Raw genomic sequence first — 23,783 nt, forward strand, 5'->3', positions numbered from 1 at the left:
CCTGCGAGCGCGGGCTGCCGCCCTGGGCGAGCGCGGCGCGATGCCTGGCGTGGATCTCGGCGAGCAGCGCGGCGAGGCGCTCGGGCTCGTGGTGGGCGCCGCGTTCACGGTACGCGGCCAGTTGCGCGGCGAGGTCGTCGAACGCGGCGGCGGGCCAGTGCAGGCCCTTGGCCGTGAGCTCGCGGGACGCGCGGTGCAGCGCGGTGCCCAGGACGGGACCGGCGTGCATGGCCCCCTCCAGGAGCACCTGGTCGGCCAGGTCCAGCACCTGTTCCAGGCCGGAGGCGGTGGCCGTGCCCTGTCCGGCGCCCTTGCCTCCGACGTCCACGCGGAGGTCGGGGCCCGGCAGTCCTCGCTCGTCGGCGGCGCGGAACGCCCAGACCGCGAGCACGATGACCTCGCCGCGCATCGCCGCGACCGCGTCGGTGTGGACGTAGCCCAGCTCCCCCGGCACCAGGAACCGCACCGTGCACGTCGGCAGCTCCACCGACGCGACCGGATCGGCGGCCGTGGGGCGGTGGACGCGCGCCGCGTAGCCCGTCCGGTACGTGCGGCGCGCCGCCGTGAGGGCGCGTTCGCCCAAGACGCGGGTCAGCGCCTCGTCGTCGTACGTCCCGGGCGACCAGTCCTCGAACGGCTCGGGCGTGTCCGCGGCCGGCTCGTCGGGCGCCTCGGCCGCCTGCCGCTGGTAGGCGAGGACGAGGCCGATCTGGTGACGGCACACGCCCGTGGCCGCGCACGTGCACGACGCGCCCTCCAGCCCGCCGCCCCCGGGAAGCGTGGTGCGCGTGCCGTCGGGGAACACGCCCTCCACGGACCCGTCGCCGGCCACGCTCACGTCCGGGACGGTGCCCGCGTCCAGATCCTTGGCCGCCCGCTTGACCAGGCCCCGGTTGGCCAGCGCGGCCAGCGAGTCGGGCGTGAGGGCGAGCAGGTCGGCGCGGGTCATCGGCCGATCCGTTCCGCCACGAACCCGGCCAGTTCGCCCGGCGTCATCGCGCCGACATGAGCCCCCACGTTCGCCAGGCGCCGCGCCAGCTCGCGGTCGTAGGACGGGTTGGCCTCCTCGTCCAGCGCCGCCAGGCCCAGCACGTGCGTGCCCTGCTCCACCATCTGCTTCACCGTGCGGACCAGCCGGTACGGGTCACCGCCCTCGTAGAAGTCGGTGACCACGGCGAGGATGGCGCGGCGCGGGTTCTCGATCAGCCCGGCGCCGTACTCCACCGCGCGCCCGATGTCGGTGCCGCCGCCGAGCTGCACCTTCATCAGCAGCTCCACGGGATCGGTGACATCGGAGGTCAGATCGACCACGCTGGTGTCGAAGGCGATCAGATGGGTCTTCAGTCCCGGCAGCCCCCACAGGCAGGCGGCGGTCACCGCCGAGTGGATCACCGAGCCGACCATCGAGCCCGACTGGTCCACGATCAGGATCATCTGCCACCGGTCGAGCTGCCGCCTCGTGCGGGACACGAAGTGCGGATGCTCGATGTAGAGCCGCCCTTCCTGGGGCCGGTAGTGACCCAGGTTGGCGCGGATGGTCGTGTGGAAGTCGAAGTTGCGGGCCTGCTTCCACCGGCTCGGACGCCGCGACCTGGTGCCGTGGAACGCCTGCCGCACCCGCGTGGCCATCGTCCGCATCAGCTCCTGGACGACCTGCTCGACGATGCGCCGCGCCAGCGCCAGCACCTCCGGGTTCATCAGGTGCTTGGTGCGCAGGACGGCGCGCAGCAAGGTCGGGTTGGGCTCGATGCGTTCCAGCACGGCCGGGTCGGTGACCACCTCGTGGATCTCGTAGCGTTCGACCGCGTCGCGTTCCAGCCGTTCGATGGTCTCCTTGGGGAACAGCCGGTGGACGTCGTCGAGCCAGTCGACGGTGGTGAGCGCGGACGGTCCGTCCCCGGCCCCCCGCTCGCCGGTCGCCGGCCTGTTGCCGCCCCGGCGCACGCCCCGCCGTTCCAGGTCGGGGTCGCGCCCGTACAGCCAGCCGAGCGCCTGGTCGCGTCCGGCCGCGTCACCGCCGAGCGCGCCGCAGGACTCCTCCGCCGGCGCGCCCAGCACCAGCCGCCAGCGTTCCAGGGACGGGTCGGGCCGGGGGTTCATTCCGTTTCCTTTCGCACCTCGGCTCCGGAGGAGGCCAGGCCCTCGGCCGCGAGCAGCGCGTCCACCTTCTCCTCCAGGGCGCGCGCCTCGGCCAGCACCATCGGGTCACGCCCGGTCCGCAGCAGGGAACGGGCCGAGCCGCGCACGCCGCGCCTCTCCAGCAGCCGCCGCGCGATCGTCTCGCGCTCGCGCGGCGGGAAGAACTCGAACGCCTGCCGCAGCGCGGGCAGCGCGATCAGGAAGTCGTGCTCGGACAGCCCGCCGATCAACTCGTCCAGCACGGCCAGGACGCTGCGCTCCCCCGGCCCCGCCGACGCGTCCTCGGCGGCCAGGACCTCGTCCCGGGCCAGGGCGAACAACCCGGCCAGCCAGTCGCCGACGATCCGCGGGCTCGCCGCGCCCAGCACGGCGCGTACCGGATCGGCGGCGGCGCCCAGCGACCAGCCCAGGCCGAACGCGGCGCCGCGCAGGTCGGGCGGCGCCTCGGCGCAGACGCTGACCCGTTCCGCGACCGCGAGCGCCGCGTCCCGGTCGAGGTCGAGGGTTCCGGACGCGTGCAGCAGCGCGTCGCGGGTCGCGGCGAGCGCGCGCAGCCGGGCCGGTTCCGCCGGGGCGGGGCCGCCGCGCACCCCCTCCACCAGCCACAGCACCCGGGTGACACAGCCCTCGACGACCGTGCCGAACAGCGGGCTGCCCGCCGTGCCGAGCAGCCGGTCGTGCCGCCACAGGCCCAGCGTGGTGCCGAGGACGTCCCCGAGCCCGCCCAGGTCGGTCGCGGCGGCGATGGCGGGTGTGATCGTCCCGGCGATCCGGTCCGAGATGTCGGCGCAGCCGCACAGCGCGGCGTCGAACAGGACGACGGCCAGGCGCCCGATCTCCGTGCCCGCGTCGTGGGCCCGTTGCTCCAGGACGGCCGCGGCGGCGTCCCGGAGCGTCGCGCCGTACGCGCCCGCCTCGATCAGCGCCGCCAGCCGGTGCTCGCCGGGCTCCAGCCTCCAGCGCTCCTCCAGCACCGGCTCCGCTCCCGTGGCCGGACCCGACTCGCGGGTGAAGCCGGGGATCCCCAACACCCTCAGGCGGTGCAGGACGCGGCTGCGATGCAACCCCCTGTCGTTGGACAGCTTCAGGTTCACCGCGCCCCTGCCGTCCAGCTTGAGCCGTTCGAGCTCGGCGTTCACATCGTGCAGCAGCGGCGGCGCGGGCGTTCCCGGACGCAGCGCTCCGACCCGGTCGCCGCTCAGCGCCGCGACCATCTCGGCCACCGCGGGATGCGCGCCCGGCTCCAGCGGGCCACGTGACGTCCACGGCAGCCGCTGGTCGAGGTCGTCGGTGACCAGCGCGGCGACCAGCCCGTCCAGCAGGTCGGTACGGGACGGGTGGCGGTGCCCGCGCAGCCGCGCCAGCCCCTCGGTGAGCGTCCGCGCGGCGATCAGGTCGGCGGTCGACACCCGCTGGCGGCGCTTGCGCAGCCGCGCCACCACGGCCTCGGTCAGCCCGGCCGCCGCGGCCTCCGGCCCGCCCTCCCATAGGCGCTGGTAGTACTCCGGCGACGGCATCCCCGACTGGTAGCCGGTGAACGCGTCCAGCCGCTTGAAGGAGTACGGCACCAGGTAGCTGCCGCCCAGCGCGCCCTCCGGCGGCATCGGCACCTCCGGCCAGCCGGCCTCGTTCCCACCCGGGTCCGTGCGCCGGTCCTGGACGAGGCGGCGGACGGCGGCCCGGTGGAAGCCGCCGGTGACCACGACGACCGGGCGTCCGTCCGCGTCGGCCACCGCCGCGCGCACCCAGCGCGCCATGTACGCCTCGCGCGCGGTGTCGTCCTCCCCGGCGTCGGACTCCCCGCGGACGAGGTCGAAGTAGGCGGCGAGGCGTTCGCCCAGGTCACCGTTCTCGTCGTCGCCCTCGAACATGTGGTCCCAGAGGGCGTCGACATTGTCCACCGCGAACGCCGCGCAGAGCCGTTCGGTGACCTCGGCGTAGCGTTCGTCGGCGTCGGCGTACCGGTTGCGCCGGTCGGCGAACGCCGGATGCCAGGCGGGCAGGTCGATGAACCGCACCTCCGCGCCGCACGCCCGGCCCTCGTTGATCGCCACCCATTCGGGCGAGTACGCGCAGAACGGCGACCAGGACGCGTGCGTCCGCCGCTCGTCCCGGTAATGACTGAAGATCGCGATCGGCAGGTCGTGGCCGAGCAGCAGCTCGTCCATCCGCCCGCTGAAGTCGGCCGGCCCCTCCACCAGCACGTGCGCGGGACGCAGCCGCCGGATCGTGTCGCGGACCAGGCGCGCGCAGGCGGGGCTGTGGTGCCGCACCCCGATGTAGGTGACCCCGTCCTCCTCCTCGGGCAGGCTGTGCGGGGCCGCCGCGTCCAGGGGCGACTCGTGCACCGCGGCCATCAGCCCGGGAGACGGTGGCGGGCGGCGTGCAGGGCCTTCCACTGCCGGCCGCTCCGGCGCGGAGCCTGCTGCTCCAGGTAGCGGCGGAGGCGGGCCAGGTCATCGGGGTTGTCCTTGGCGGCGGTCCCGGCCAGGCACTCCACGATGTCCTCCGGGGTGCCCTCCTCTCCACGCAGGAACCAGCCGCGGAGGCCGACCGCGTGCGCGACCGACACCGCCTCGGCCGTGCTCATGACCGTCGACAGCCGGTCCATGGCCTGGCCATTGGCCGCCTTGCCGGAGCGCAGCTCGCGGAACGTGGTGACCAGCACCTCCAGCACGTCCCGCCGGGGCGGCACGCCCACCCCCGACTGTTCCAGAAGCCGGGACGCCTCCGACTCCACCAGGTCGAGCTCGGTGGCGAAGTCGGCGATCGGGAACACCGTCTCGAAGTTGAACCGCCGCTTGAGCGCCGCGCTCATCTCGTTGACGCCGCGGTCGCGGGTGTTGGCGGTCGCGATGACGTTGAACCCCTCGCGGGCGAACACCATCGCGTCGGGACCGGTCAGCTCGGGAATGGCCAGCACCCGGTCCGACAGCGGCGACAGCAGCGAGTCCTGCACCTCCAGCGGGCACCGGGTGATCTCCTCGAACCGCACCACCTTGCCCTCGGCCATCCCGCGCAGCAGCGGCGCCGGCACCAGCGACCGGGTGGACGGGCCCTCCGACACCAGCAGCGCGTAGTTCCACGAGTACTTGATCTGGTCCTCGGTGGTGGCGGCGCCGCCCTGGATGGTGAGGGTGGAGTCGCCGCTGACGGCCGCCGCGATCAGCTCCGACAGCAGCGACTTGGCGGTGCCGGGCTCGCCCACCAGCATCAGCCCGCGGCTGGTGGCCAGCGCGACCAGGGCGCGGTCGATCAGCGAGGGGTCGCCGACGAACTTGCGCCGCACGCCCCGGTCGGGATCGCCGACGATGAAACGGCGCGCCGCCTCCAGGCTCAGCGCCCAGCCGGGCGGGCGCGGGGCGGTGTCGTCCTCCCGCAGCCTGGCCAGCTCGTCGGCGAACCGCAGCTCCGCCGGGGGACGCTGTAGCCGATCTTCCTCTTCACGTGCCTGTGCGGTCATGCTCTCTTCTCATCCGCGGATCGTCTGCGTGGGTCGTCTGCGTGGTTCGTCGGGGGGCTAGAGCGCGGATCCGGCCAGCCAGGTCAGGTCGGCCAGCACCTCGGACGCGGTGACCGGGTCGAGCTCGCCGAAGGTGTGCCGCGGGTGCCTGCTGGGCCAGAAGTCGCCGGGCCGGTCGTTGATCCAGACCACCTCCAGGGTCTGGTCCCCGCTCCCCTGGGCGAAGCCGGCGTTGATGCCCATGTCCAGGTCGATCAGCACGTGCAGGCCGCCGGGCACGGGCTTGGAGATCCACCGCTCGACGCCGGCGTCCAGCGGCATGCCGCGCTCCCAGCCACGCCGCACCAGCCCCAGCACGGTGTGCACCGGCACCTTGATCCCCTCGAAGCGGGCCAGCCGCCCGGACGCGCGCTCCTCCTCGGTCAGCACGTGGGTCTCCCGGCCCAGCTGCGGGAACGGCTGCACGATCTCGTAGTCGGCGAACACCTCCGACCAGGCCGCCACGTCCCGGCCCAGATCGAGAGGGTGCGCGATGCCGATGGACGCCTTGTCGGGGAGGGTGAAGGCGTCGTCGTCCACGTCCGCGAGGGTGCGGTCCTCGGCCAGGCGGAAGGCCCGCGCCGCGCCGCCGCCGTCCTCCGCCAGCCAGACCAGGCGGCGGGCGATGTGCCAGACCAGCGGGTGCTCGACGAACAGGCTCCGGAACTCCTCCGGTGTCCAGCGGCGCCGCGCCACCATCCCCGACTCCAGCCGGGCGACCTGGTCGGCGGCGACCGTCCGCACGTCCTTCTTCAGGCCCGCGAACCTCTTGTACGCGGCCGGCGCCAGCGTTTGATCATCCTTGGCGCCCGGTTTGGGCAGGGTCTTGCGGCGCTTGCCGTCCTCATCCGTGACATACGGCTTGAGCTGCTCGTCGAAGCCCACGGTGAAGCGGCGCGCACCGTAGTCGAGGGTCATGCCGCCGTCGGCGTCCAGCCCGAAATCGGGGACCAGCCGGTCGGCGAGCTGCTCCGGGCTCAGCCCGAGCCTCGTCGCCACGTCGGCGATCTTCTCCTGCGCCCGGGTCTTCAGGCCCTTGAACTTCACCTTCTGCGCGATGCCGTGCAGGTGCAGCAGCGCCACGTCCGTGCCGATCTCGGCCAGCACGTCCAGCCCGGCGACCGCCTTCTGATGCCCGCCCTCGCCCGGCCAGGCGCGGATCACCGGGGTGAGGCGGCGCACCGTCTCGTCGTCGCCGAGCCACGCCAACTGGTGCATCGCCCAGCCGTCCTTGGACGGGGCGCCGTTGCGCTGCCATTCCTCGAACACTCCCCAGGAGTACGCGGCCAGGGAGCCGGGCTCGCACGTCTCCTTCACCACGTCGACGCCCGCGTACACCTGACCGGGCTTGGACATCGCCAGCATGGTGACCAGATGCCGGGCCGCCGTGGCCGGCAGCGCCCGCCCGTCCCCGCGCAGCGTCACCTGCGGCAACCTGGCGGGATCGGCCCACTCCGGGGTTTCGGGCATCTTGGCCGGGAGGCGGCCCAGCGGGTCGGCCGTCAGCATCGCGCCGATCGCCTCGGCGGCCCGGTCGCCGTGCTCGCGCGCCGCCTCCACGATCGACTCGTGCCCTGTACCGGACGCTATCAGCACCAGCGCGCCCTCGGCCTGGCGGCGAGCCTGGCCGGGCTTGCCCAGCGCGGCCGGAATCAGCATGCGGGCGGCCCCCACCCCGTGCCGTTCGAACCAAGCCACCGCCGCGTTACGCGCCGTCTTCGAGCGTTCGTACCAGGCGGCCATCTGCACGGCGACCTGCGCGTCCAGGTAGGGCAGGAGCACGTTGGCGCATGAGCCGGGGTTGTTCCTGGCCGTCTTCAGCGCCACCTGCCGCGCGTCCAGGCCGTAGCGGCCGATGATGGACCTTATGTAGGGCACGTCGTCGGCGTCCGAGTAGACGGGGCCTTCCCACTCCAAGAGAAGGGGACGTATCACATCTTCCGGGCCCTGCGCCATCAGGTGGGGCACCAGGTAATACGGCAGCTCCCCTTGCCGGTACTTCTCGGCCAACGCATTCCAGTCGTTGCCCTCTGGGAACGCCCCGCCCCATACAGGCGAAGCGGGCGCCGCCCATTCGTCCTGCTCGCCCTCGGCCCACACCATGTCCGCGCCGTCCGGCACGGGAAGGCCCGCGATGACGACGGGCTTCCTCGCCTTGCGAGGGCGCGTCCAGGGCGGCTCGGCCAGCAGGGGCGGCAGCGCCTCCACCGGCGCCTCGGGCACCCGTACGGTGGCCGCGAGGACGGCCGCCACCACCGCCCGCCCTTCCTCGGTCAGCCCCGGGCGGGCGGCGTCGGCCGCGTCCGGGTGGCTCAGCAGGTGGCCTGCCAGCAGGTCCTTGAGGTGGTCTGCGGACTTGGCGTCCCCCTTGGCTTGTAGCTCGGCGGCGGCGGTCGCCAGCATGCGCGTCGCGCGTACGGGAAACCGGTTCGCCATCGCCGGCAGCGCGGGCCGCACGTGCTTCTGGTCGAGCCTGTCGAGCAGCGCCTGGAACGCCTCGTCAGTGGGCAGCACACTGAGCAGGTCCAGGATCCGCTGGCGTTCGGCGCTGCCGAGATAGGAATCGTCCAGGGATCCGGTGAGGATGGGCAGGACGTCCGCGCCGAGGCCGTCCACCAGGGTCGTCAGGACCTCGGCCGTGCATTCCGCCCACCACAGCAGGGCGTCCGTGCCCAGGCGGGTCACGTGGTCGGCGGTTCCCAGAGACTGGAACAGCGGCACGCGCGGGTCGTCTTTGCTGTACGCGTGCGCGCGGCCGACCTCGGCACAGCATTCCGCGACCCAGTCATGCCGGGTCGGGACCAGGTACGACACGATGAGCCTGCGGTACTTCTCGTCGCGCAGCGCCGCAAGGCGCTCCACGGCCTGCTCATACTCGGCGTCATCGGCTGCGGCCAGCAACGCCCGCATTTTGCGCGCACACACCCGTGCCGCGGTCGAGCCGAGTGCGTAATCGTGGCGGACGGCCCCCCGCTTGTGCTTGTTACGGGATTTGGTGCCATGGATGGCCCGGATCGACCCGAGCTCCACCACCGCGCACGCCGCGAAAGCGGCGCCGTGCTCGATCATCCAGGCGTCGAGGAAGACCTTCAGCACCGCCGCGTGGTCGGCGCTCCCCTGCCGCGCCGCCGCGATCTGCGCGACGACCGCCGCGCCCTGCGGATCGGCCTGTCCCTCCAGGTACAGCCGCGCCTGAACGGCGAGCCCGGCGTCCCCTACATCCCCGGTGAGCTCGTCAAGATAGTCCTGGCACTGCTCCACATAGCCCTGGGCCTTCTTGACCGCCCCCTTGGCCACCTTGGCCGACGCCAAGGCCACCCCGCCACGGCGTGGATGGATCGACCGGTGCCACGCCTCGGGGACCACCAGGATGTCCTCGCTCATGGGCGGGTTCCTTCGTGTTCGGCGGTGAGGTTCGTCAGGTCGGTGAGGATCTCGGAGACCATCGCGGCGGGCAGGTCGCCGAAATCCGGCGCCGCGCCGTGGGCGCGGCGCAGCTGGACGGCGGCCAGCTTCTGCTTCTCGAACATGTCGACGTAACCCGCGGAGATGCCGGGATCGAGCGTTATGGAGACGTACAGGCCGGGGCCGATCTCGCGGGAGATCCATCCCTCGATGCCGGCGTCCTGCGGCTCGCCGCGTTCCCAGCCGCGCCGTTGCAGGCCCAGCACCTTCCCGGTCGGGACGGTGATGCCCTCGAAGCGGGTCAGCCTGCCGGAGTCGCGCTCGGACTCAAGAAGCGTGTGGACGGGACGTCCGAGCTGGGCGAAGGGCTGCAGGATCTCGTAGTCGGCGAAGATCTCCGACCAGGCGGCCACGGCCTCGCCCAGCTCGATGGGGTGCGGGATGCCGACCGTCGCCTTCTCCGGGAGGTCGATGACGTCGTCCCCGGCGTCGGCGTACGTACGGTCCTCGGCGATCCGGAAGAAGGTGGTGCCGCCGTCGTGCTCGGCCGACAGGACCAGGCGGCGGACGATGTGCCAGACCAGGGGGTGGCCGACGAACAGCCTCTGGAACTCCGCGAGCGGCCAGCGGCGGCCCTTCAGCATCGCGGTCTCCAACCGCTGGATCTGGTCGGCCGCGACCGTTCGGACGTCCTTCTTGAGCTGGGAGAACCGTTTGTAGGCCGCGGGCGCGAGCTCCTGGTCGTCCTTGGCGCCCGGCTTGGGCAGCGCCTTGCGGCGCTTGCCGTCCCCGTCCAGGACGTACGGCTTGAGCTCCTCGTCGAAGCCCACGGTGAAGCGGCGCGGGCCGTAGTCGAGCGTCATGCTGCCGTCGGCGTCCAGCCCGAAGTCGGGCACGAGCCGGTCGGCGAGCTGCTCGGGGGTCAGCCTCAGCTCCGCGGCGACCTGCTCGATCCTCTCCTGGGCGCGGGCGCGGAGCGCCTTGAACCTCACCTTCTGCGCGATGCCGTACAGGTGCAGCAACGCGACGTCCGTGCCGATGGCGGCGAGCACGTCCAGGCCCTGCACGGCTCGGGCGTGGCCGCCCTCCCCCGGCCAGGCGCGGATCATCGGCGCGAGCCCGCGCACGGCGTCGTCGTCCCCGAGCAGCCCGAGCTGGGTGAGCGCCCAGCCGTCCTTGGACGGCGAGCCGTGCGCCTGCCAGCGCCTGAACACCGCCCAGGAGAACGCGGCCAGCGACGCCGGGTCACAGGTCTCCCGGACGATGTCGATCCCTGGATAGGTCTCGTCGAGCGTCGAGAGGGCCAGCATCGTCAGCAGGTGCCCGGTGGCCTCCGGGGGCAGGCTGCGTTCCCGGTCGCGCAGCAACACCTGGGGCAGGCCGAGCGGCGCCGCCCACGCGGGGACCTTGGGGATCCGGGCGGGCAGGACCTCCAGCGGATCGGTGGCCAGCAGCGCGGCGACCGCCTCGGCGGCCTCGGCCGTGTAACGACCGGCGACCTCGACGACCGCCTCGTCGCCGTGGCGGGTGGCGAGGTGGCGCAGCGCGACCTCGGCGTTGCGCCGGGCGGCCCCGGCCTTGCCGACGGCGTCGGGGACGAGCATCATCGCCGCTTCGAGACCGTGCCGGTCGAACCAGGCGACGGCGTGCTTGCGGGCCGACTTCAGCCGCGCGAGCCAGTTCGCCTGGAGCGCGGCGACCCGCCGGTCGAAGAAGGGCAGCAGCGCCCCGCCCCAGTTCGCGGGCCCCGCCTTGGCGAGGCGCAGCGCGATGGGCAGCGCGTCCAGACCGTACCGGGCGACGAACCCACGCAGCCTCCAGCCCAGATACCAGTTCTCCTTGGGAACCCAGTCCTGGAGCATCGGCAGGACGGCCTCCCTGGGGCCGTGCAGGACCACGTACACCTGGTCTATGGCGCGCAGCTCGTCGAAATCGCGGATCATCTCGTCCAGGTCCCGCCAGTGCTGGGACGGCCCGGAATCGGCCTTCCACTCCTCGCGCTCGCCCGGCGCCCAGGACACCGAGCGCAGGTCGGGCGGTTCGAGCCCAGTGACGGTCAGCTTCTTCGCGGCCTTGCGGCGTGTGCTCCACGGAGGCGCGACCAGCACCGCCGGCAGCTCCTCCGCCGGTGCCTCGGGACGCCGTGCCGTGGAGGCGAGGACGGCCTCCAGGGCCGCCCTGTCCTGGGCGGGCAGGTCGGGCAGCAGGCGTTGTGCCAGCTCCCGGTGGGCCGGGACGTGCGCCTTCAGTACGTCGGCCGCCAACGACGAGGTCTTGGACACGCCACGTGACGCGGATGTGAGCAAGCGCAGCGCGCGCTTGGGGAACCGTGTGGCGGCGTCGGCCAACGCGGCTTCCGTGTAGGGCCGGTCCACGCGGTCCAGCATGAGCTGGAACGCCTCGTCGGTGGGCAGCATCGCCAGGGTGCGCAGGGCCAGCCTGCGCTGGTCGGCGTCCAGGGGACTGCTATCGAGGGATACGGCGAGCGCCGGCACGATCGCGGTGCCGACGCCCTCGATGATGGTGGCGAGAACGTCGGTATGCACTTCGCTGTGTCCCAGCGGCAGTTGTGTGCCCAGCACCTCGGCGTGGTCGGGGGAGCTCAACGAGCACCAGAGCAGCCAGCCGCCGAAATGCAGTCGGGCGGTCGGCACCACGGCGACGCATTCCTCCACCCAGTCGGCCCGGGTCGGTATCAGGTACGAGGCCATCGCCTGCTGCGCCGGCATGGCGCGGTGGTCGGCCAGGTGTTTGACCGCGTCCTCGTACGCCTCGTCGTCCGACGCGGCGAGCAGGGCGCGTACCTTGCGGGGGATGTGCCGTGCGGCGAAAAGGCCGTGGATCACATGCCCGGGGTCCACGAACCTGATCGCCCTGTGGTCCATCCCGAGATGGCGGTAGCCGGGCGCCGCCATGCCCGCGAACTCGGTGAGAGCGCAGGCGGCGAACGTGAGCCCGTGCTCGCGGATCCACGTGTCCACGAACAGTCCGAGCACGTGTCCGTACCCCCCGTGCCGGTGCGCCAGGACGGCGGCGACCGCCCCCGCGCCGAGCGGGTCCGGGTCACCGTCCAGGTGACGGCGGAGGGCGCCTACCACAGCGCGCTCGCTGTCGGGCGACCCCAGCGCCGCCTCGACCGCCGCCATCCCGTCGTCCAGCATCTCGGCGGCCTTCGCGGCGGAGGAGCCGTCGACCGTGACCTCCGGGACGGCGCCTCCCCCGCGCCGCGGGTGCAGCCGGTGCCGCCAGTCGGCGGGGAGCACGAGTTCCCGCTCGTCTCGTGGCTTGCCGTCTTCTGGCTGGTCGGGGCTGTCGGTGGGACGGTCGGCGGCGGATCGGTCGCTCATGTCGCCACACGGTAGGGCAGCCCGCCGACAATTATCGCCCGGTTGCGCCGAGATCCACTGATTAGAGTCAGTCAGTACTGATCAACCCGGTCAGCGGGATATCGACCGCACGGAGGTTCGAGTGGGCACGAGGTTCACGCATCGGGTGAAGGCCCGCTACGGCGACTGCGACATGCAGGGCGTCGTGTACAACCCGAACTACTTCGTCTACCTGGACGACGCGATGGACACATGGATCCAGAGCGAGCTGGGGCCGGACTACCTGGGGCGGTTCGACTACGTCGTCAAGAAGGCGTCCCTGGAGTGGGAGGCGCCCGCGAGGTGGCGCGACGTGGTCGAGATGCGGCCCGAGGTCACCCGATGGGGACGGACGTCGTTCGACGTGTCGGTGGCCCTGTCGGTGGACGGGCGTCGCATCGGCGTGGCCGAGTTCGTCTTCATCAGTGTCGAACCGGGCTCGCATGAGCCGAAGCCGGTGCCGATACCGGAAGAGGTGCGTAACGCGCTGAGCGTATAACGCTCAGGTGGGCTCCGCTGACTCTACGATGCCGTTACCGCGCCTTCGTCCTTGGAACCGTCCCGCGGCGTTGGAACCGTTCTTCGTCGTTCGGGCCGTCCTCAAGACCCCGGTTGGAGCGTCACCGTGAACCAGTACGACGGAACCGCCGCCCCGCAGCCTCGTCTCGATGACGGCGAACGGGAGCGGCGGCGCGAGCGTGCCGCCGCGCTGGCCGCGGAACTGCCCGTCAAGGACGTGACGGCGGTCGCGATGACCTGGGTGGACACCAGCGGCATCACCAGGACCAAGGCCGTGCCGCTCAGCCGGCTGGAGTACGCCGCCGCCTGGGGAGTGGGCATGTCGCCGGTGTTCGACGTCTTCCTGCTGGACGACTCCATCACCCAGGGCCGGTACGCGGGCGGCCCGGCCGGGGACCTGCGGCTGCACCCCGTCCTGGACCGCCTGGTGCCGCTGGCGGGGATGCCGGGGTGGGCGTGGGCACCGGCCGAACGGTTCACCCAGGACGGCACGCCCCATCCGATCGACGCGCGATGGCTGCTGCACCGGGAGGTCGAGCGGCTGGCCGCCCAGGGCCTGTCGGTCCGCACCGCCTTCGAGGTGGAGTGGGCGGTATCGGACGGGGACGGGGAGGACTTCGTCCCTGCGTGCAACGGCCCCGCCTATGGGATGACCCGGGTGTCGGAGCTGTCGGACTACTTGCGCGACCTGCTGCGTGCGCTGGAGGCGAGCGGGGTCGAGGTGGTGCAGATCCACCCTGAGTACGCGGCGGGCCAGATGGAGTTGTCCGTGGCGGCCGAGGACCCGATCGGCGCTGCCGACACGCTGGTGCTGGTACGCGAGACGATCCGGTCGGTGTCCTTCACCCACGACCTGGTGGCCTCGTTCTCCCCCAAGGTCGCCCCCGATTCGGTCGGCAACGGCTGCCACATCCACCTGAGCCTGTGGCAGGACGATCCCGCCGAGGGCGGCTTCAACACGATGGCCGGGGGCGACGGCCCGTGCGGCATGCAGGGCACCGGTGAGGCGTTCGCCGCGGGGATCCTTGAACGACTGCCAGCGCTGTTGGCGATCGGCGCTCCCTCGGTGGCGAGCTACCTGCGGCTCGTACCGTCGCATTGGGCGGGCGCGTTCGCGTGCTGGGGCCTGGAGAACCGGGAGGCCGCGTTGCGCTTCGTCACCGGGCCCCTGGGCGATCGCAACCAAACGGCGAACGTCGAGGTCAAGTGCTTCGACGGCGCCGCCAACCCCTATCTCACCCTGGCGGCCGCGCTTGTGGCCGGGCGCGCGGGCGTGGACGGCGAGTTCACTCTGCCCGAGCCGGTCGACGGCGACCCTGCCGGGCTCGACCCTGCGGAACGCCAACGGCGCGGCATCCACGCGCTGCCCTCCTCCTTGGAGGAGTCGCTGGCGGCGTTCGAGCGTGACACGGTGCTGCGCGACGCCCTAGGCGAGGCCCTCGTCGACACCGTCGCGGTGGTGCGGCGCGGCGAGCTGGCCTTGTTCCAGGACGCCACTCCCGAGGAGATCACCACCGCCACCCGCTGGCGTCACTGACGCCTGCGGGTGGCGGCGCTCCCCTGCGAGCCCGGTCCCGTCCGGGTCAGAACGTCACGAGCGGGTCACCGACGAAGTCGGCGATGAAGTTGACGAAGAAGAACCCGAAGAACAGGAAGTTCAGGACCAGGATCACGTAGTGCCACGGGCGCGGACGCGCCGGGCGCGGCAGCCTGCTGTTGAGGTACATGAGCATGAACGGGTAGATCAGCGCGCCCAGGTTGGACATGTTCGCCGACCACTGCACCAGGCTGACCGGCAGCGCGAAGTGCAGGATGATCCCGATGATGACCAGCAGCACCAGCATGAACGGGTAGTAGAAGCGGCGCGGGTCGCCCTCCAGCAGCGCCCGCAGCCGGGGGCTGGTGGCGTGCGCGGCGTCGGTGGTCACCCGCACCATCGCCTCGAAGATCCCGAGCTGGGTGCTGAACAGGACGAGCACGCCCATGAGCAGCGCGACGTAGAAGAGCCAGCGGCCGTACTCGGCGTCCAGCGCGGTGGCCACGAAGGTCGGCACGTTCTCCTGCGTGACCTCCTGGCCGGAGATCTCGACCGCGCGGGCCATCAGGATCGTCGGCAGCAGCATGCCGATCATGGCGCCGACGAAGAAGACGCCCCACATGTCGGTGAGCAGCAGCCGGTACCAGCGCTTCCACAGCGCCCGGTTCTTGGCGTCGTCGGGGAAGGTCACGCCGCTGGCCAGCACCTGGACGCGCTCCCCGCGCATGCCGGACAGGAACCCGGCCTTGTGGCCCATGCCGTAGCCCTTGTCCCGGTAGTGGCCCATCACGTACCAGTTGAGGCCGGACGCCAGCGCGGTGAAACCGGCGAGCCCGCCGAGCTGGGTGGCGGTGATGCCCTCGGGCGGCGCGGCCGGGGTGACGAAGCCCTTGATACCGTCCCACCAGATCCCGAACGGGACGATGAACAGGCACATCAGCAGCAGGCCCACCAGGATCGTGCCCACGATGATCCAGTTGGCCAGCTCCAGCGCCCGGGAGATCCGGCGCGCCGCCGCGGTGATCAGGAACACCACGACCAGCAGCGCGATCGCCCACAGCCGCGGCTCCTCGGCGCCGTCCGGCGCGGTCTCGGCATGCACCAGCGCGTACAGGCCCTGCCCCGCGGAGGCGGCCCACCCTCCGACGATGAACGAGAAGATGACGATGAGCACCGACAGCGGCACCCACAGCTTCCAGCCGGGCGGGACGCGGCCCCAGCCCACCACGGGCACCTCCCCGGTCGCCACGACGTACCGGGAGCACTCGATGTTGTAGAGGGTCTGCAGTACAGCGGAGACGACGATGACCCAGCCGACGCCCTCGAAGCCGAACTGCCCGACGGCCTGCGGGCCCAGCAGCCACTCGCCGCTGCCGATGGAGATGCCGAGCGCGATCAGGCTCGGGCCGACGGCGTACTTGAACAGCTCCTTGGGTCCGATCCTGCGTACGCCGAAGACCTCCTCCGGGGTGGGCAGGTCGGTGACGGGCAGGTCGGGCCGGCTGACGCCGAGCCCGAGTGTCTTGTCGGTGGAGACGGGCGACGATGGCGGTTCGTCGGGAACGCTTTCCGTCGGGTCGGGGGTGTCAGGCATGGGGCGCCTCCCGGTGGTGGAACGTTCGGCCCCCGACTTCCTCGGTGACTGCATGATCCGCCCGCGAGGCGTTTCCGGCAAGACCCCGTTTCCGTCACGACCCCGTTTCCGGCATGGCCCCGGGGCGGCCTCTTCAGGACGCGCCCGGCCGGGGCCCGGTGGTCACCACCCGTCCGGCCTCGAACGCCTGCACGCGGATCTGGACGGCGCCGCAGGCGCACCTGGTGTAGGTCACCACGCCCTCGGACGTCAGATGCCGGGAGATGACCTCGTAGACGTCGGACTGAGGCCATCCGCAGCGCGGGCACTCGTTCACATGGATCCCGTTCCCACCGGCCGCCTCGCGGAGCCGTCGCTTCGCTTCGTCCGCGCGCGCCCGCCACATGTAAGGGTTATCTTTATAATGACGTTTACATCATGATGGCAGAGAGCGGGAGCCCCGGCAATGCGGATCAGCGGGTACAGCGGATACAAGAGCCACGGGGTGGCCGCCGCGGTCGCCTTGGTGAACGCCGTGACCAGCCGGGACGGCGACGACTCCGAGGACGCCCTGCGGGGGCTGCTGCGCGACCACGGATTCTTCTGGCACCAGTTCGAGCCGGGGCACGCCGAGGCGTTCCGTGAATGGGGACGCGTCCTGCGGCGGTTCTTCGAGGCGACCGACCTGGAGGCGGCCGTGGACCTGCTCAACGAGCAGTTGCTGAGCATCCCGATGCACCCGCACCTGGCCGACCACGGAGACCCGGCGGGGCTGCACATCCACTACGCGCCACCGTCCGCCGTGCTGCCACACAGGTTCCGGGCGACGACGCTGATGAACCTGTCCGAACTGGTCTGCGAGTACGGGCTGAACCGGACGGGCGTGTGCGCGGCCGAGGGCTGCGACCGCGTCTACGCCGACACCTCACGCTCAGGACGGCGCCGCTTCTGCTCGGAGTCGTGCGCCAACCGCACCAACGTCGCCGCCTTCCGCGCCCGCAAGCGCCGTTCCTGAACGCGCCGAGAGCCCGCGGGCTCAGCCGGTGGAGGAGCCGCGGGGCAGGCTCGGGCCGCGCGGCGGGATCTTGTCGGCCTCGGCCGGGTCGATGCCGCCCAGCGCGCCGGCCGCGGCGGCGTACGCCAGGTCGACCATGGTGACGTAGGCCGTGCGGATCTGGAAGTTCTGCCGTTCGGGCGGCAGGTTGCTCAGCTCCACCAACAGCGACGCGCCGCCCAGCAGGCCGTAGGCGTTGCGCGCGATCCCCTGGTACGTGCCGCCCGGGTACTGGGACACGACCGCCCCCGCTTTGGTGAACGCCCCGTACACCCGCACGCCCACCTGCTTGGACGCGTTGAGCGCGGCGTCGGACACGCCCGCGGCGTTCGGCCAGAAGATGGACGCCGTGATCTCGCGGCCGTCCGGCGGCGGGAACGCGTAGCGGCCCTGCATGTGGTAGTCGACCATGATGGAGGGGCGGAACGCCTCGTACTGGCGGCGGATCGCGGCCGCCTCCGGCACCGGGTTGTCCTTGGGCTTCACCGCGGGATCGTGGTAGCGGTTGATGTCGTAGCCCTGTCCCGGCTCACCGAACTCCGGGTTCGCGTCCGGGTCGTAGTTGTAGCGCCACTCGTGCACATGGCCGTCCGGGTTGGCGCGGACGACGACGCCCAGCGTGATCCTGGAACGCAGCTTCCTGGACGCGCGGTCGTTGCCCAAGCCGAGCTTGCGCAGCGCCAGGAGGGCCGATTCGGTGCCCAGCGGCTCGTCACCGTGCTGCTGCGTCACGTACATCAGCCGTTCGGGGCCGGTCCCAAGGGTGGCGAACCACAGCGGGCGCCCCTCGTTGGTCCTGCCGATGCTGCGGACCTTCACACGCCCGTGGCTGGCACGTTGCAGGTTCTTCAGGGCGCGCGCCAGCTCGGCATTGGTGTGCAGTCGTGCGCCCTGGCCGGGGCCGCCCTGCCGCCGGACGTCCTGCCCTTCGCTGGGACGGTACGAGGGGGCGGCGGCGTTGGCGGGGGGAGCCAGCAGGCCCGCCGTGAGGGCTGCTACGGACAGGCCCGCGACGAAGGGCCGGAGGAGACGGACACGCCGAAGGGATCGCACAGTTCGCAAGGGTCGGGTAGGTCGCACGAGGGGAGCCTCCTGGTGCTCGTGACGAACGGGCGGCGCCCCCGAACGGCCCGCATCCTGATGGAGTCCGGGTCAGCGGAAGGTGGGCTTGACGACGTCGATGCCGCGCCGGTGGTCGGCGATGTAGACGTAACCGCCGTGATAGTAGGCCGCCCACACCTGGGCGTTCTCCGGCCGGAAGTAGGCGATCTGGCGGGGGTTGGTGGGGTCGCGCACGTCGATGAACCGGGTGCCCTGCGAGTAGAAGGCCATCGCCAGGACGCCGTTCTTGACGTCGAAGTAGTGGGCCGAGCAGTCCTGGGTCTGGGATTCGGGGAGGCTGCCCTCCTGCCCCGCCACGCTCCACGTACCGAGCGTCTGGAGCCTGAACGGCTTCTGCGGGGTGGAACGCCACCCCTGGCCGCCGTACGAGCCCTTCAGTGAGGCGAGCACCAGCAGGCCGTCGTTCACACAGCCCGGGTTGAAGGTCTCCTCGGTCACGATGAGCGTCTGCCCGTCACCCCACTTGCGCGGGTCGGGGCCCTGGTCCCGGGTCTTGCCCACGGCGCGGTAGCTGTTGTGCATGAACGAGGAGAAGGTGGTGGCCTCGTCGATGCCGCCGCCCGCGTAGGGGATCGGGTTCCATGGGGTGGCGACGCGGTAGCGCTTCTTCACAGGGTCGTAGTGGCGCCCGCTGGTGCGGTAGCCGCGTACCCCGCCTCGCCCGGACGACCAGGCGATCCCGGCGGAGTCGACCTGGATGTCGTGGGAGTAGTCGGTCACGCCGTCGTTGCGCCCGGTGTCGATGGGGTCCTTGAAGACCTTGGGCTTGCGCGGGTTGTGACCCAGATCGGGCGCCCGCCCCAGTCCGCCGGCATCCACGACGCCTTGGCGGGCCCGCCCGTCCACAGGTACTTGCAGTCGTTGACGCACGAGGTGGTGTGCCCGGCAGGGACCTGCGTGTAGGCGATCTGCGTCGGCCTCTCGGGCCGGGACACGTCGATGACGTAGATGCCCGACTCGCCGGTGTCGGTGTTGCCGCCGAACGCCCGCGGGTCCCGCGACAAGTAGATGATCTTCCGCTTGTGGTCGGCCTCGGTGTCCTCGCCCTGCCAGTACCCCGGCAGGTCGAACGAGCCCACCAGCTTGGGGGCGCGGGGGTCGGCACTGATGTCGTACGCCTTGAGCCCGAACCGGCCCGTCACGTACATGATGGTGCGCTTGGCCCTGCCCTTGCCGTAGTCCATGAAGACCAGGGACGTGGCCTCCTTGGGCTCGGGCACGTTGCCCACGTGCTGGACGCCCTTCTGAGCACCCGGCGCGGCGGCGGATTGCGTGCTCGTGGCCGCGTCGCGCCGTACGTGGCCCGCGTGCGCCCCGAGGTTGCGGCCCTCGCCCTGGGCCTGCGAGGTGGCCGTCTGCTGGTTGCCCGGCTCCGGTGGGCAGGCCCATGCGGTGCCCGCCGCCAGCACCGCCACCGCACTGACCGCGCCTGCGCTGAACAGGACACTCCGGGAACCTCTGTGAAGCCGCATCGTGCCCCCACGCACCTTGAGTGGACTGAGTGGACGTGCCGCGGGCGCCCGGTGCGGGCGTCGCCGAGCCAAGTCTGTTCCGGCCCCCGTTCATGATCAATAGGCGATACCTCCCAAAATGCTTGCCGTCCCGCTGTGAGTGAGCGCCCAACCTCCCGTGGAGCGTCCACCCGCCCGCATACCCCCACCTGCGGCTTCCGGATCCGGCGCGGACGTGAGGTGCGCCTTCCCCATCGGGCGCACCTTCCGGAGGGTGAACCGGGTGCCGTACGCTCACCGGCGTCCCCATCGCCTGCACGGGAGCCGCGTTTGAACAGCGTCACGCGTACCGCCGCGCTGGTCGTGGGAGCGGTGGGGATGCTGGTGGCGCCGCTGGGCGTCATGAAGGTGCTCAACGGTCCCGACGATCCGCGGCTGTCGGTCGGCGCCGCCCCGCCCGCCACACTCATCCCCGGCGATGTCAGGGACGCCACCGGACGCATGGTCGCGGGCGTGGTCTGGACGGGCCTGACCGCCTACGACCCCCGCACCGGCTCCACCACCCTGGCCGCCGCCGAGTCCATCACGTCCCCGGACCGGAAAGTCTGGACGGTACGGCTGAAGGCGGGAGGGCGCTTCCATGACGGATCCCCGGTGACCGCACGGTCCTTCACGGGCGCGTGGACGGCGGTGCTGCGCGAGGGCTGGTCCGGGGCCCGGCTGTTCACGGACGTGGCCCGCCTCAAGGGCGCCGCCCCGCAGAAGGACGGCGCCGAAGGTCTCACGGTGAAGGACGACCTCACCTTCGAGGTCACCCTGGATCGCCCCCTCAACGGCTTCCCCTCCTTAGTGGCCGCGCCCGCCTTCATGCCCATGCCTGAGAGCGTGCTGCGATCCCGGGACTGGGCCTCGTACGGACGGCGCCCCATAGGAAACGGCACGTTCCGCGTCGCCGCCCACGGCCCGCGCGAAACCGTCCTCGAACGCCCCAATGCCCGCACGGTCGTCATCAAGGCGATGCCGGATGCCGCCAGGCAGTACGCGGCCGTGGAAGTCGGCGACCTGGACGTCGCGACCGAAGTGCCGCCGGACAGGCACGAGTCGATGGACACCGAATTCCGCAACCGGCATCTCACCCTGCCCGGCCTGGCGACGACCTACCTGGCCTTCCCGGCGTGGGCAGAACGCTTCACGCCCGGCCTGCGCCAGGCACTGTCCATCGCGATCGACCGCAACGCGATAACCGAGGGCGCTCTGGGCTACCAGGCCACGGCAGCCAATTCCCTGGTGCCGCCGGGCATACTCCCGGGGCACCGCGAGGGCCAATGCAGGCTTTGCCTGCACGACCCGCGCGCCGCCACCGCCGCGCTGACCGACGCGGGCGGCTTCACGGGCACGCTCACGATCTGGCACGAGAAGGCCGACGCCGAATGGGTCGAGGACATCGCCGAACAACTCCGCAAGGTCCTGACCATCGACGTCCAGCCACGCGAGACCACCGCGGCCGAGTTACGCAAGGCCCTTGACGAACGCAAGGTCGACGGGCCGTTCGTCCTGCACTCGACCGCTCCCTACCCCGCCCCTGTGTCGGCCCTGCGTCCCCTGCTGGAAGCGCCTACCGGCTATGACGAAGCCCGCGTCACCGATCTGGTCGAGCAGGCCGAGGCCGCGTCCACTCCCGAAGAGGGCGTCATACCCGCACGACTAGCGGAATCCGCGTTGCTCAGGGACATGCCCGTGATGCCCCTGTGGACGACGCACGAGCACTTCGTATGGTCGGAACGCACCCGCACCGTGACGGCCGACCCCTTCACCGGCCTGCGCCTGGATCGGCTCTCCCTCAAGGACTGATGCGGTGGGTAAGCGCCGTATGGCGGCGTCCCGCACCGGCCGTGCGCACCGCCGCGGCCAGGGCGCGGCGCGACCCGACCAGGACGACCAGCTTCTTCGCCCGCGTGATACCGGTGTAGAGCAGATTGCGCCGAAGCATCATCCATGAACTGGTCGTGAGGGGGATGACCACGGCCGGGTACTCGCTGCCCTGCGAACGGTGAATGGTGACGGCGTAGGCATGCGCGAGCTCGTCCAGTTCATCGAAGGAATAGTCGATGTCCTCGTCCTCGTCGGTGCGGACGGTCAGCAGATGCTCCTCCAGCGACACCGACGTCACCACGCCCACGGTGCCGTTGAAGACGCCCGCCTCACCCTTGTCGTAGTTGTTGCGCAACTGGGTGACCTTGTCGCCGACCCGGAACACGCGCCCGCCGTACCGCCGTTCCGGCCTGGCCTCGTCGTGCGGGGTCAGCGCCTCCTGCAACAGGCCGTTGAGCGTGCCCGCGCCCGCCGCGCCCCGATGCATCGGCGCAAGCACCTGGACGTCCCTGCGCGGGTCGAGGCCGAACTTGCGCGGAATGCGGTTGGCGACGACGTCCACGGTCAATTCCGCGGCGGCTTCGGGCTCCTCGCAGGGGAACAGGAAGAAATCCGGGAAGCCCTGCGTCTGGGGGTGCTGCCCGGAGTTCACCCGGTGGGCGTTGACGACGATCCCTGACCGCTGCGCCTGCCGGAAGATCTTCGTGAGCCGTACCCTCGGCACGGCCTCGGCCGCCAGCAGATCGGCCAGGACCTCGCCGGCGCCGACCGAGGGCAACTGGTCCACGTCCCCCACCAGCAGCAGGTGCGCGCCGCGCGGCACCGCCTTGACCAGCTTGTTCGCCAGGATCAGATCCACCATGGAGCACTCGTCGACGACCACCAGGTCGGCGTCCAGGGGATTGTCCTGGTCGAACTTGGCGTCACCGCCCGGCTGCAACCCGAGCAGCCGGTGCACGGTCGCGGCCTCGTGCCCCGTCAGCTCGGCCAAGCGCTTCGCGGCCCGTCCCGTAGGCGCGGCCAGGACGATGGTGGCCTTCTTGGCGGCGGCCAGCTCCACGATGGAGCGCACGGTGAAGCTCTTGCCACAACCCGGTCCCCCGGTGAGCACCGACACCTTGGAGGTGAGCGCGAGCCGCACCGCCTCCTCCTGCTCGGGCGCCAACTCCGACCCCGTCTTCGTGCGCAGCCAGGCGAGGGCCTTGCTCCAGTCCACGTCGGCGAACGACTTCAGCCTGTCGACCCCCGCGTCCAGCAACTCGCGCAACCCGTTCGCCAGTGAACGCTCCGCCCGATGGAACGGCACCAGGTACACCGCCGGGATCGTGGCGCCCTCCTCACCGGCCCCAGGGATCGCCTCGCGCACAACCCCCTCCTCCTGCACGAGGTCGTTCAGAGCGGGCCCGATCATGTCACGCGGTACCCCCAGCACCTTCTCCGCGGCCGTGATGAGGTTGGGCTCGGGCAGGAAGCAGTGGCCGTCGTCGGCGGCCTCCGACAGCGTGTACCGCAGGCCCGCCTTGATGCGTTCAGGACTGTCGTGCGGGATGCCCACCGCCTGCGCGATCGTGTCGGCGGTCTTGAAGCCGATGCCCCACACGTCCGCGGCCAACCGGTACGGCTCGCGCCGCACGGTGTCGATGGACGCGTCCCCGTACTGCTTGTAGATCCTCACCGCGAGGGACGTGGACACCCCGACGCTCTGGAGGAATACCATCACCTCCTTGATGGCCTTCTGCTCCTCCCAGGCGTCCGCGATCCGCTTGGTGCGTTTGGGGCCCAGCCCGGGGACCTCCACCAGCCGCTCCGGCTCCTCCTCGATGACCCGGAGGATGTCGGTGCCGAAGTGGGACACCATGCGATCGGCCATCACCGGGCCGATCCCTTTGATCATCCCTGAGCCGAGGTAGCGCCGGATCCCCTGCACGGTCGCCGGCAGCACGGTGGTGTAGGACTCCACCTCGAACTGCCGCCCGTACTTGGGATGGGACCGCCACCGCCCGGTCATCCGCAGGCTCTCGCCCACCTGCGCGCCCAGCAACGCCCCCACCACCGTCAGCAGCTCACCGCCCGTCCGCTCCGTGGCCACACGCGCCACGGTGTAGCCGGTGTCGTCGTTGGCGTAGGTGACGCGTTCGAGCACCGCCTCCAGGACCACCGGCCGCGCCGGTACCGATGCGCTCGTCACGGACCTCATGATGGCGGATCCCGCCGACAGCCCCCGCCCTTATCCCGCGAGAACCG

The 23,783-nt window shown here is 71.6% G+C and carries 16 protein-coding genes; 4 read left to right on the top strand and 12 right to left on the bottom strand.

Annotated elements, in window-relative coordinates; all coding sequences use genetic code 11:
• The 6 genes from ACGWYJ_RS15970 to ACGWYJ_RS15995 all read right to left on the bottom strand — a co-directional run.
• The coding region (locus ACGWYJ_RS15970) for a hypothetical protein (RefSeq protein WP_395106758.1) at positions 1-949 on the bottom strand (949 nt) is incomplete at its 3' end.
• Positions 946-2,100 (bottom strand): VWA domain-containing protein, encoded by a 1,155-nt coding sequence (locus tag ACGWYJ_RS15975; protein WP_395106759.1) that lies wholly within the window; start codon positions 2,098-2,100, stop codon positions 946-948. The genes ACGWYJ_RS15970 and ACGWYJ_RS15975, both read right to left, overlap by 4 nt.
• Complete coding sequence (locus ACGWYJ_RS15980) at positions 2,097-4,496, bottom strand: DUF5682 family protein (RefSeq protein ID WP_395106760.1); 2,400 nt, start codon at positions 4,494-4,496, stop codon at positions 2,097-2,099. The genes ACGWYJ_RS15975 and ACGWYJ_RS15980 overlap by 4 nt, the downstream gene beginning before the upstream one ends.
• Positions 4,496-5,602 carry an AAA family ATPase gene (locus ACGWYJ_RS15985; RefSeq protein ID WP_395106761.1) on the bottom strand — a complete coding sequence of 369 codons (1,107 nt, stop codon included), beginning with the start codon at positions 5,600-5,602 and terminating at the stop codon, positions 4,496-4,498. Before ACGWYJ_RS15985 ends, ACGWYJ_RS15980 begins: the two co-directional genes overlap by 1 nt.
• A 57-nt stretch (positions 5,603-5,659) precedes the next feature.
• Positions 5,660-9,025, bottom strand: a complete 3,366-nt coding sequence (locus tag ACGWYJ_RS15990) for a DUF4132 domain-containing protein (protein ID WP_395106762.1) — start codon at positions 9,023-9,025, stop codon at positions 5,660-5,662.
• Complete coding sequence (locus tag ACGWYJ_RS15995; RefSeq protein ID WP_395106763.1) at positions 9,022-12,393, bottom strand: DUF4132 domain-containing protein; 3,372 nt, start codon at positions 12,391-12,393, stop codon at positions 9,022-9,024. The genes ACGWYJ_RS15990 and ACGWYJ_RS15995 overlap by 4 nt, the downstream gene beginning before the upstream one ends.
• 121 nt (positions 12,394-12,514) lie before the next feature.
• Between ACGWYJ_RS15995 and ACGWYJ_RS16000 the strand changes: the two genes are divergently transcribed.
• Together ACGWYJ_RS16000 and ACGWYJ_RS16005 are read left to right on the top strand one after the other, a co-directional pair.
• On the top strand, positions 12,515-12,910 hold the full coding sequence (locus ACGWYJ_RS16000; RefSeq protein WP_395106764.1) for an acyl-CoA thioesterase: 396 nt from the start codon (positions 12,515-12,517) through the stop codon (positions 12,908-12,910).
• A gap of 126 nt (positions 12,911-13,036) precedes the next feature.
• Complete coding sequence (locus ACGWYJ_RS16005) at positions 13,037-14,467, top strand: glutamine synthetase family protein (protein WP_395106765.1); 1,431 nt, start codon at positions 13,037-13,039, stop codon at positions 14,465-14,467.
• A 46-nt stretch (positions 14,468-14,513) separates the two neighbouring features.
• Here the strand turns inward: ACGWYJ_RS16005 and ACGWYJ_RS16010 are convergent, their stop codons facing one another.
• The gene (locus ACGWYJ_RS16010; protein WP_395106766.1) at positions 14,514-16,061 is read right to left on the bottom strand and encodes an Nramp family divalent metal transporter; all 1,548 of its coding nucleotides are present in this window, start codon (positions 16,059-16,061) and stop codon (positions 14,514-14,516) included.
• Between the two features lie 133 nt (positions 16,062-16,194).
• Positions 16,195-16,446: a hypothetical protein gene (locus tag ACGWYJ_RS16015; RefSeq protein WP_395106767.1), complete on the bottom strand. Its 252-nt coding sequence runs from the start codon at positions 16,444-16,446 to the stop codon at positions 16,195-16,197.
• A gap of 60 nt (positions 16,447-16,506) precedes the next feature.
• On the opposite strand from ACGWYJ_RS16015, the gene ACGWYJ_RS16020 reads away from it, so the two are divergent.
• Positions 16,507-17,055 carry a CGNR zinc finger domain-containing protein gene (locus ACGWYJ_RS16020; protein ID WP_395106768.1) on the top strand — a complete coding sequence of 183 codons (549 nt, stop codon included), beginning with the start codon at positions 16,507-16,509 and terminating at the stop codon, positions 17,053-17,055.
• Positions 17,056-17,076: 21 nt separating this feature from the next.
• Here ACGWYJ_RS16020 and ACGWYJ_RS16025 read toward each other — a convergent pair whose 3' ends face one another.
• From ACGWYJ_RS16025 to ACGWYJ_RS16035, 3 genes are all read right to left on the bottom strand, one after another.
• Positions 17,077-18,147 (bottom strand): M14 family zinc carboxypeptidase, encoded by a 1,071-nt coding sequence (locus tag ACGWYJ_RS16025; protein ID WP_395106769.1) that lies wholly within the window; start codon positions 18,145-18,147, stop codon positions 17,077-17,079.
• A 99-nt stretch (positions 18,148-18,246) separates the two neighbouring features.
• Positions 18,247-18,936, bottom strand: a complete 690-nt coding sequence (locus ACGWYJ_RS16030) for a hypothetical protein (protein ID WP_395106770.1) — start codon at positions 18,934-18,936, stop codon at positions 18,247-18,249.
• The gene (locus ACGWYJ_RS16035) at positions 18,933-19,688 is read right to left on the bottom strand and encodes a hypothetical protein (RefSeq protein ID WP_395106771.1); all 756 of its coding nucleotides are present in this window, start codon (positions 19,686-19,688) and stop codon (positions 18,933-18,935) included. Before ACGWYJ_RS16035 ends, ACGWYJ_RS16030 begins: the two co-directional genes overlap by 4 nt.
• Positions 19,689-19,997: 309 nt before the next feature.
• On the opposite strand from ACGWYJ_RS16035, the gene ACGWYJ_RS16040 reads away from it, so the two are divergent.
• Entirely contained in the window at positions 19,998-21,518 is a 1,521-nt protein-coding gene (locus tag ACGWYJ_RS16040) for an ABC transporter substrate-binding protein (RefSeq protein ID WP_395106772.1), read from the top strand.
• Here the strand turns inward: ACGWYJ_RS16040 and ACGWYJ_RS16045 are convergent.
• Positions 21,508-23,727, bottom strand: a complete 2,220-nt coding sequence (locus ACGWYJ_RS16045; protein ID WP_395106773.1) for an ATP-dependent RecD-like DNA helicase — start codon at positions 23,725-23,727, stop codon at positions 21,508-21,510. The genes ACGWYJ_RS16040 and ACGWYJ_RS16045 overlap by 11 nt on opposite strands.
• Positions 23,728-23,783 lie beyond the last annotated feature (56 nt).

The sequence above is a fragment of the Actinomadura sp. SCN-SB genome (assembly GCF_043906805.1).
Lineage (GTDB): Bacteria > Actinomycetota > Actinomycetes > Streptosporangiales > Streptosporangiaceae > Spirillospora.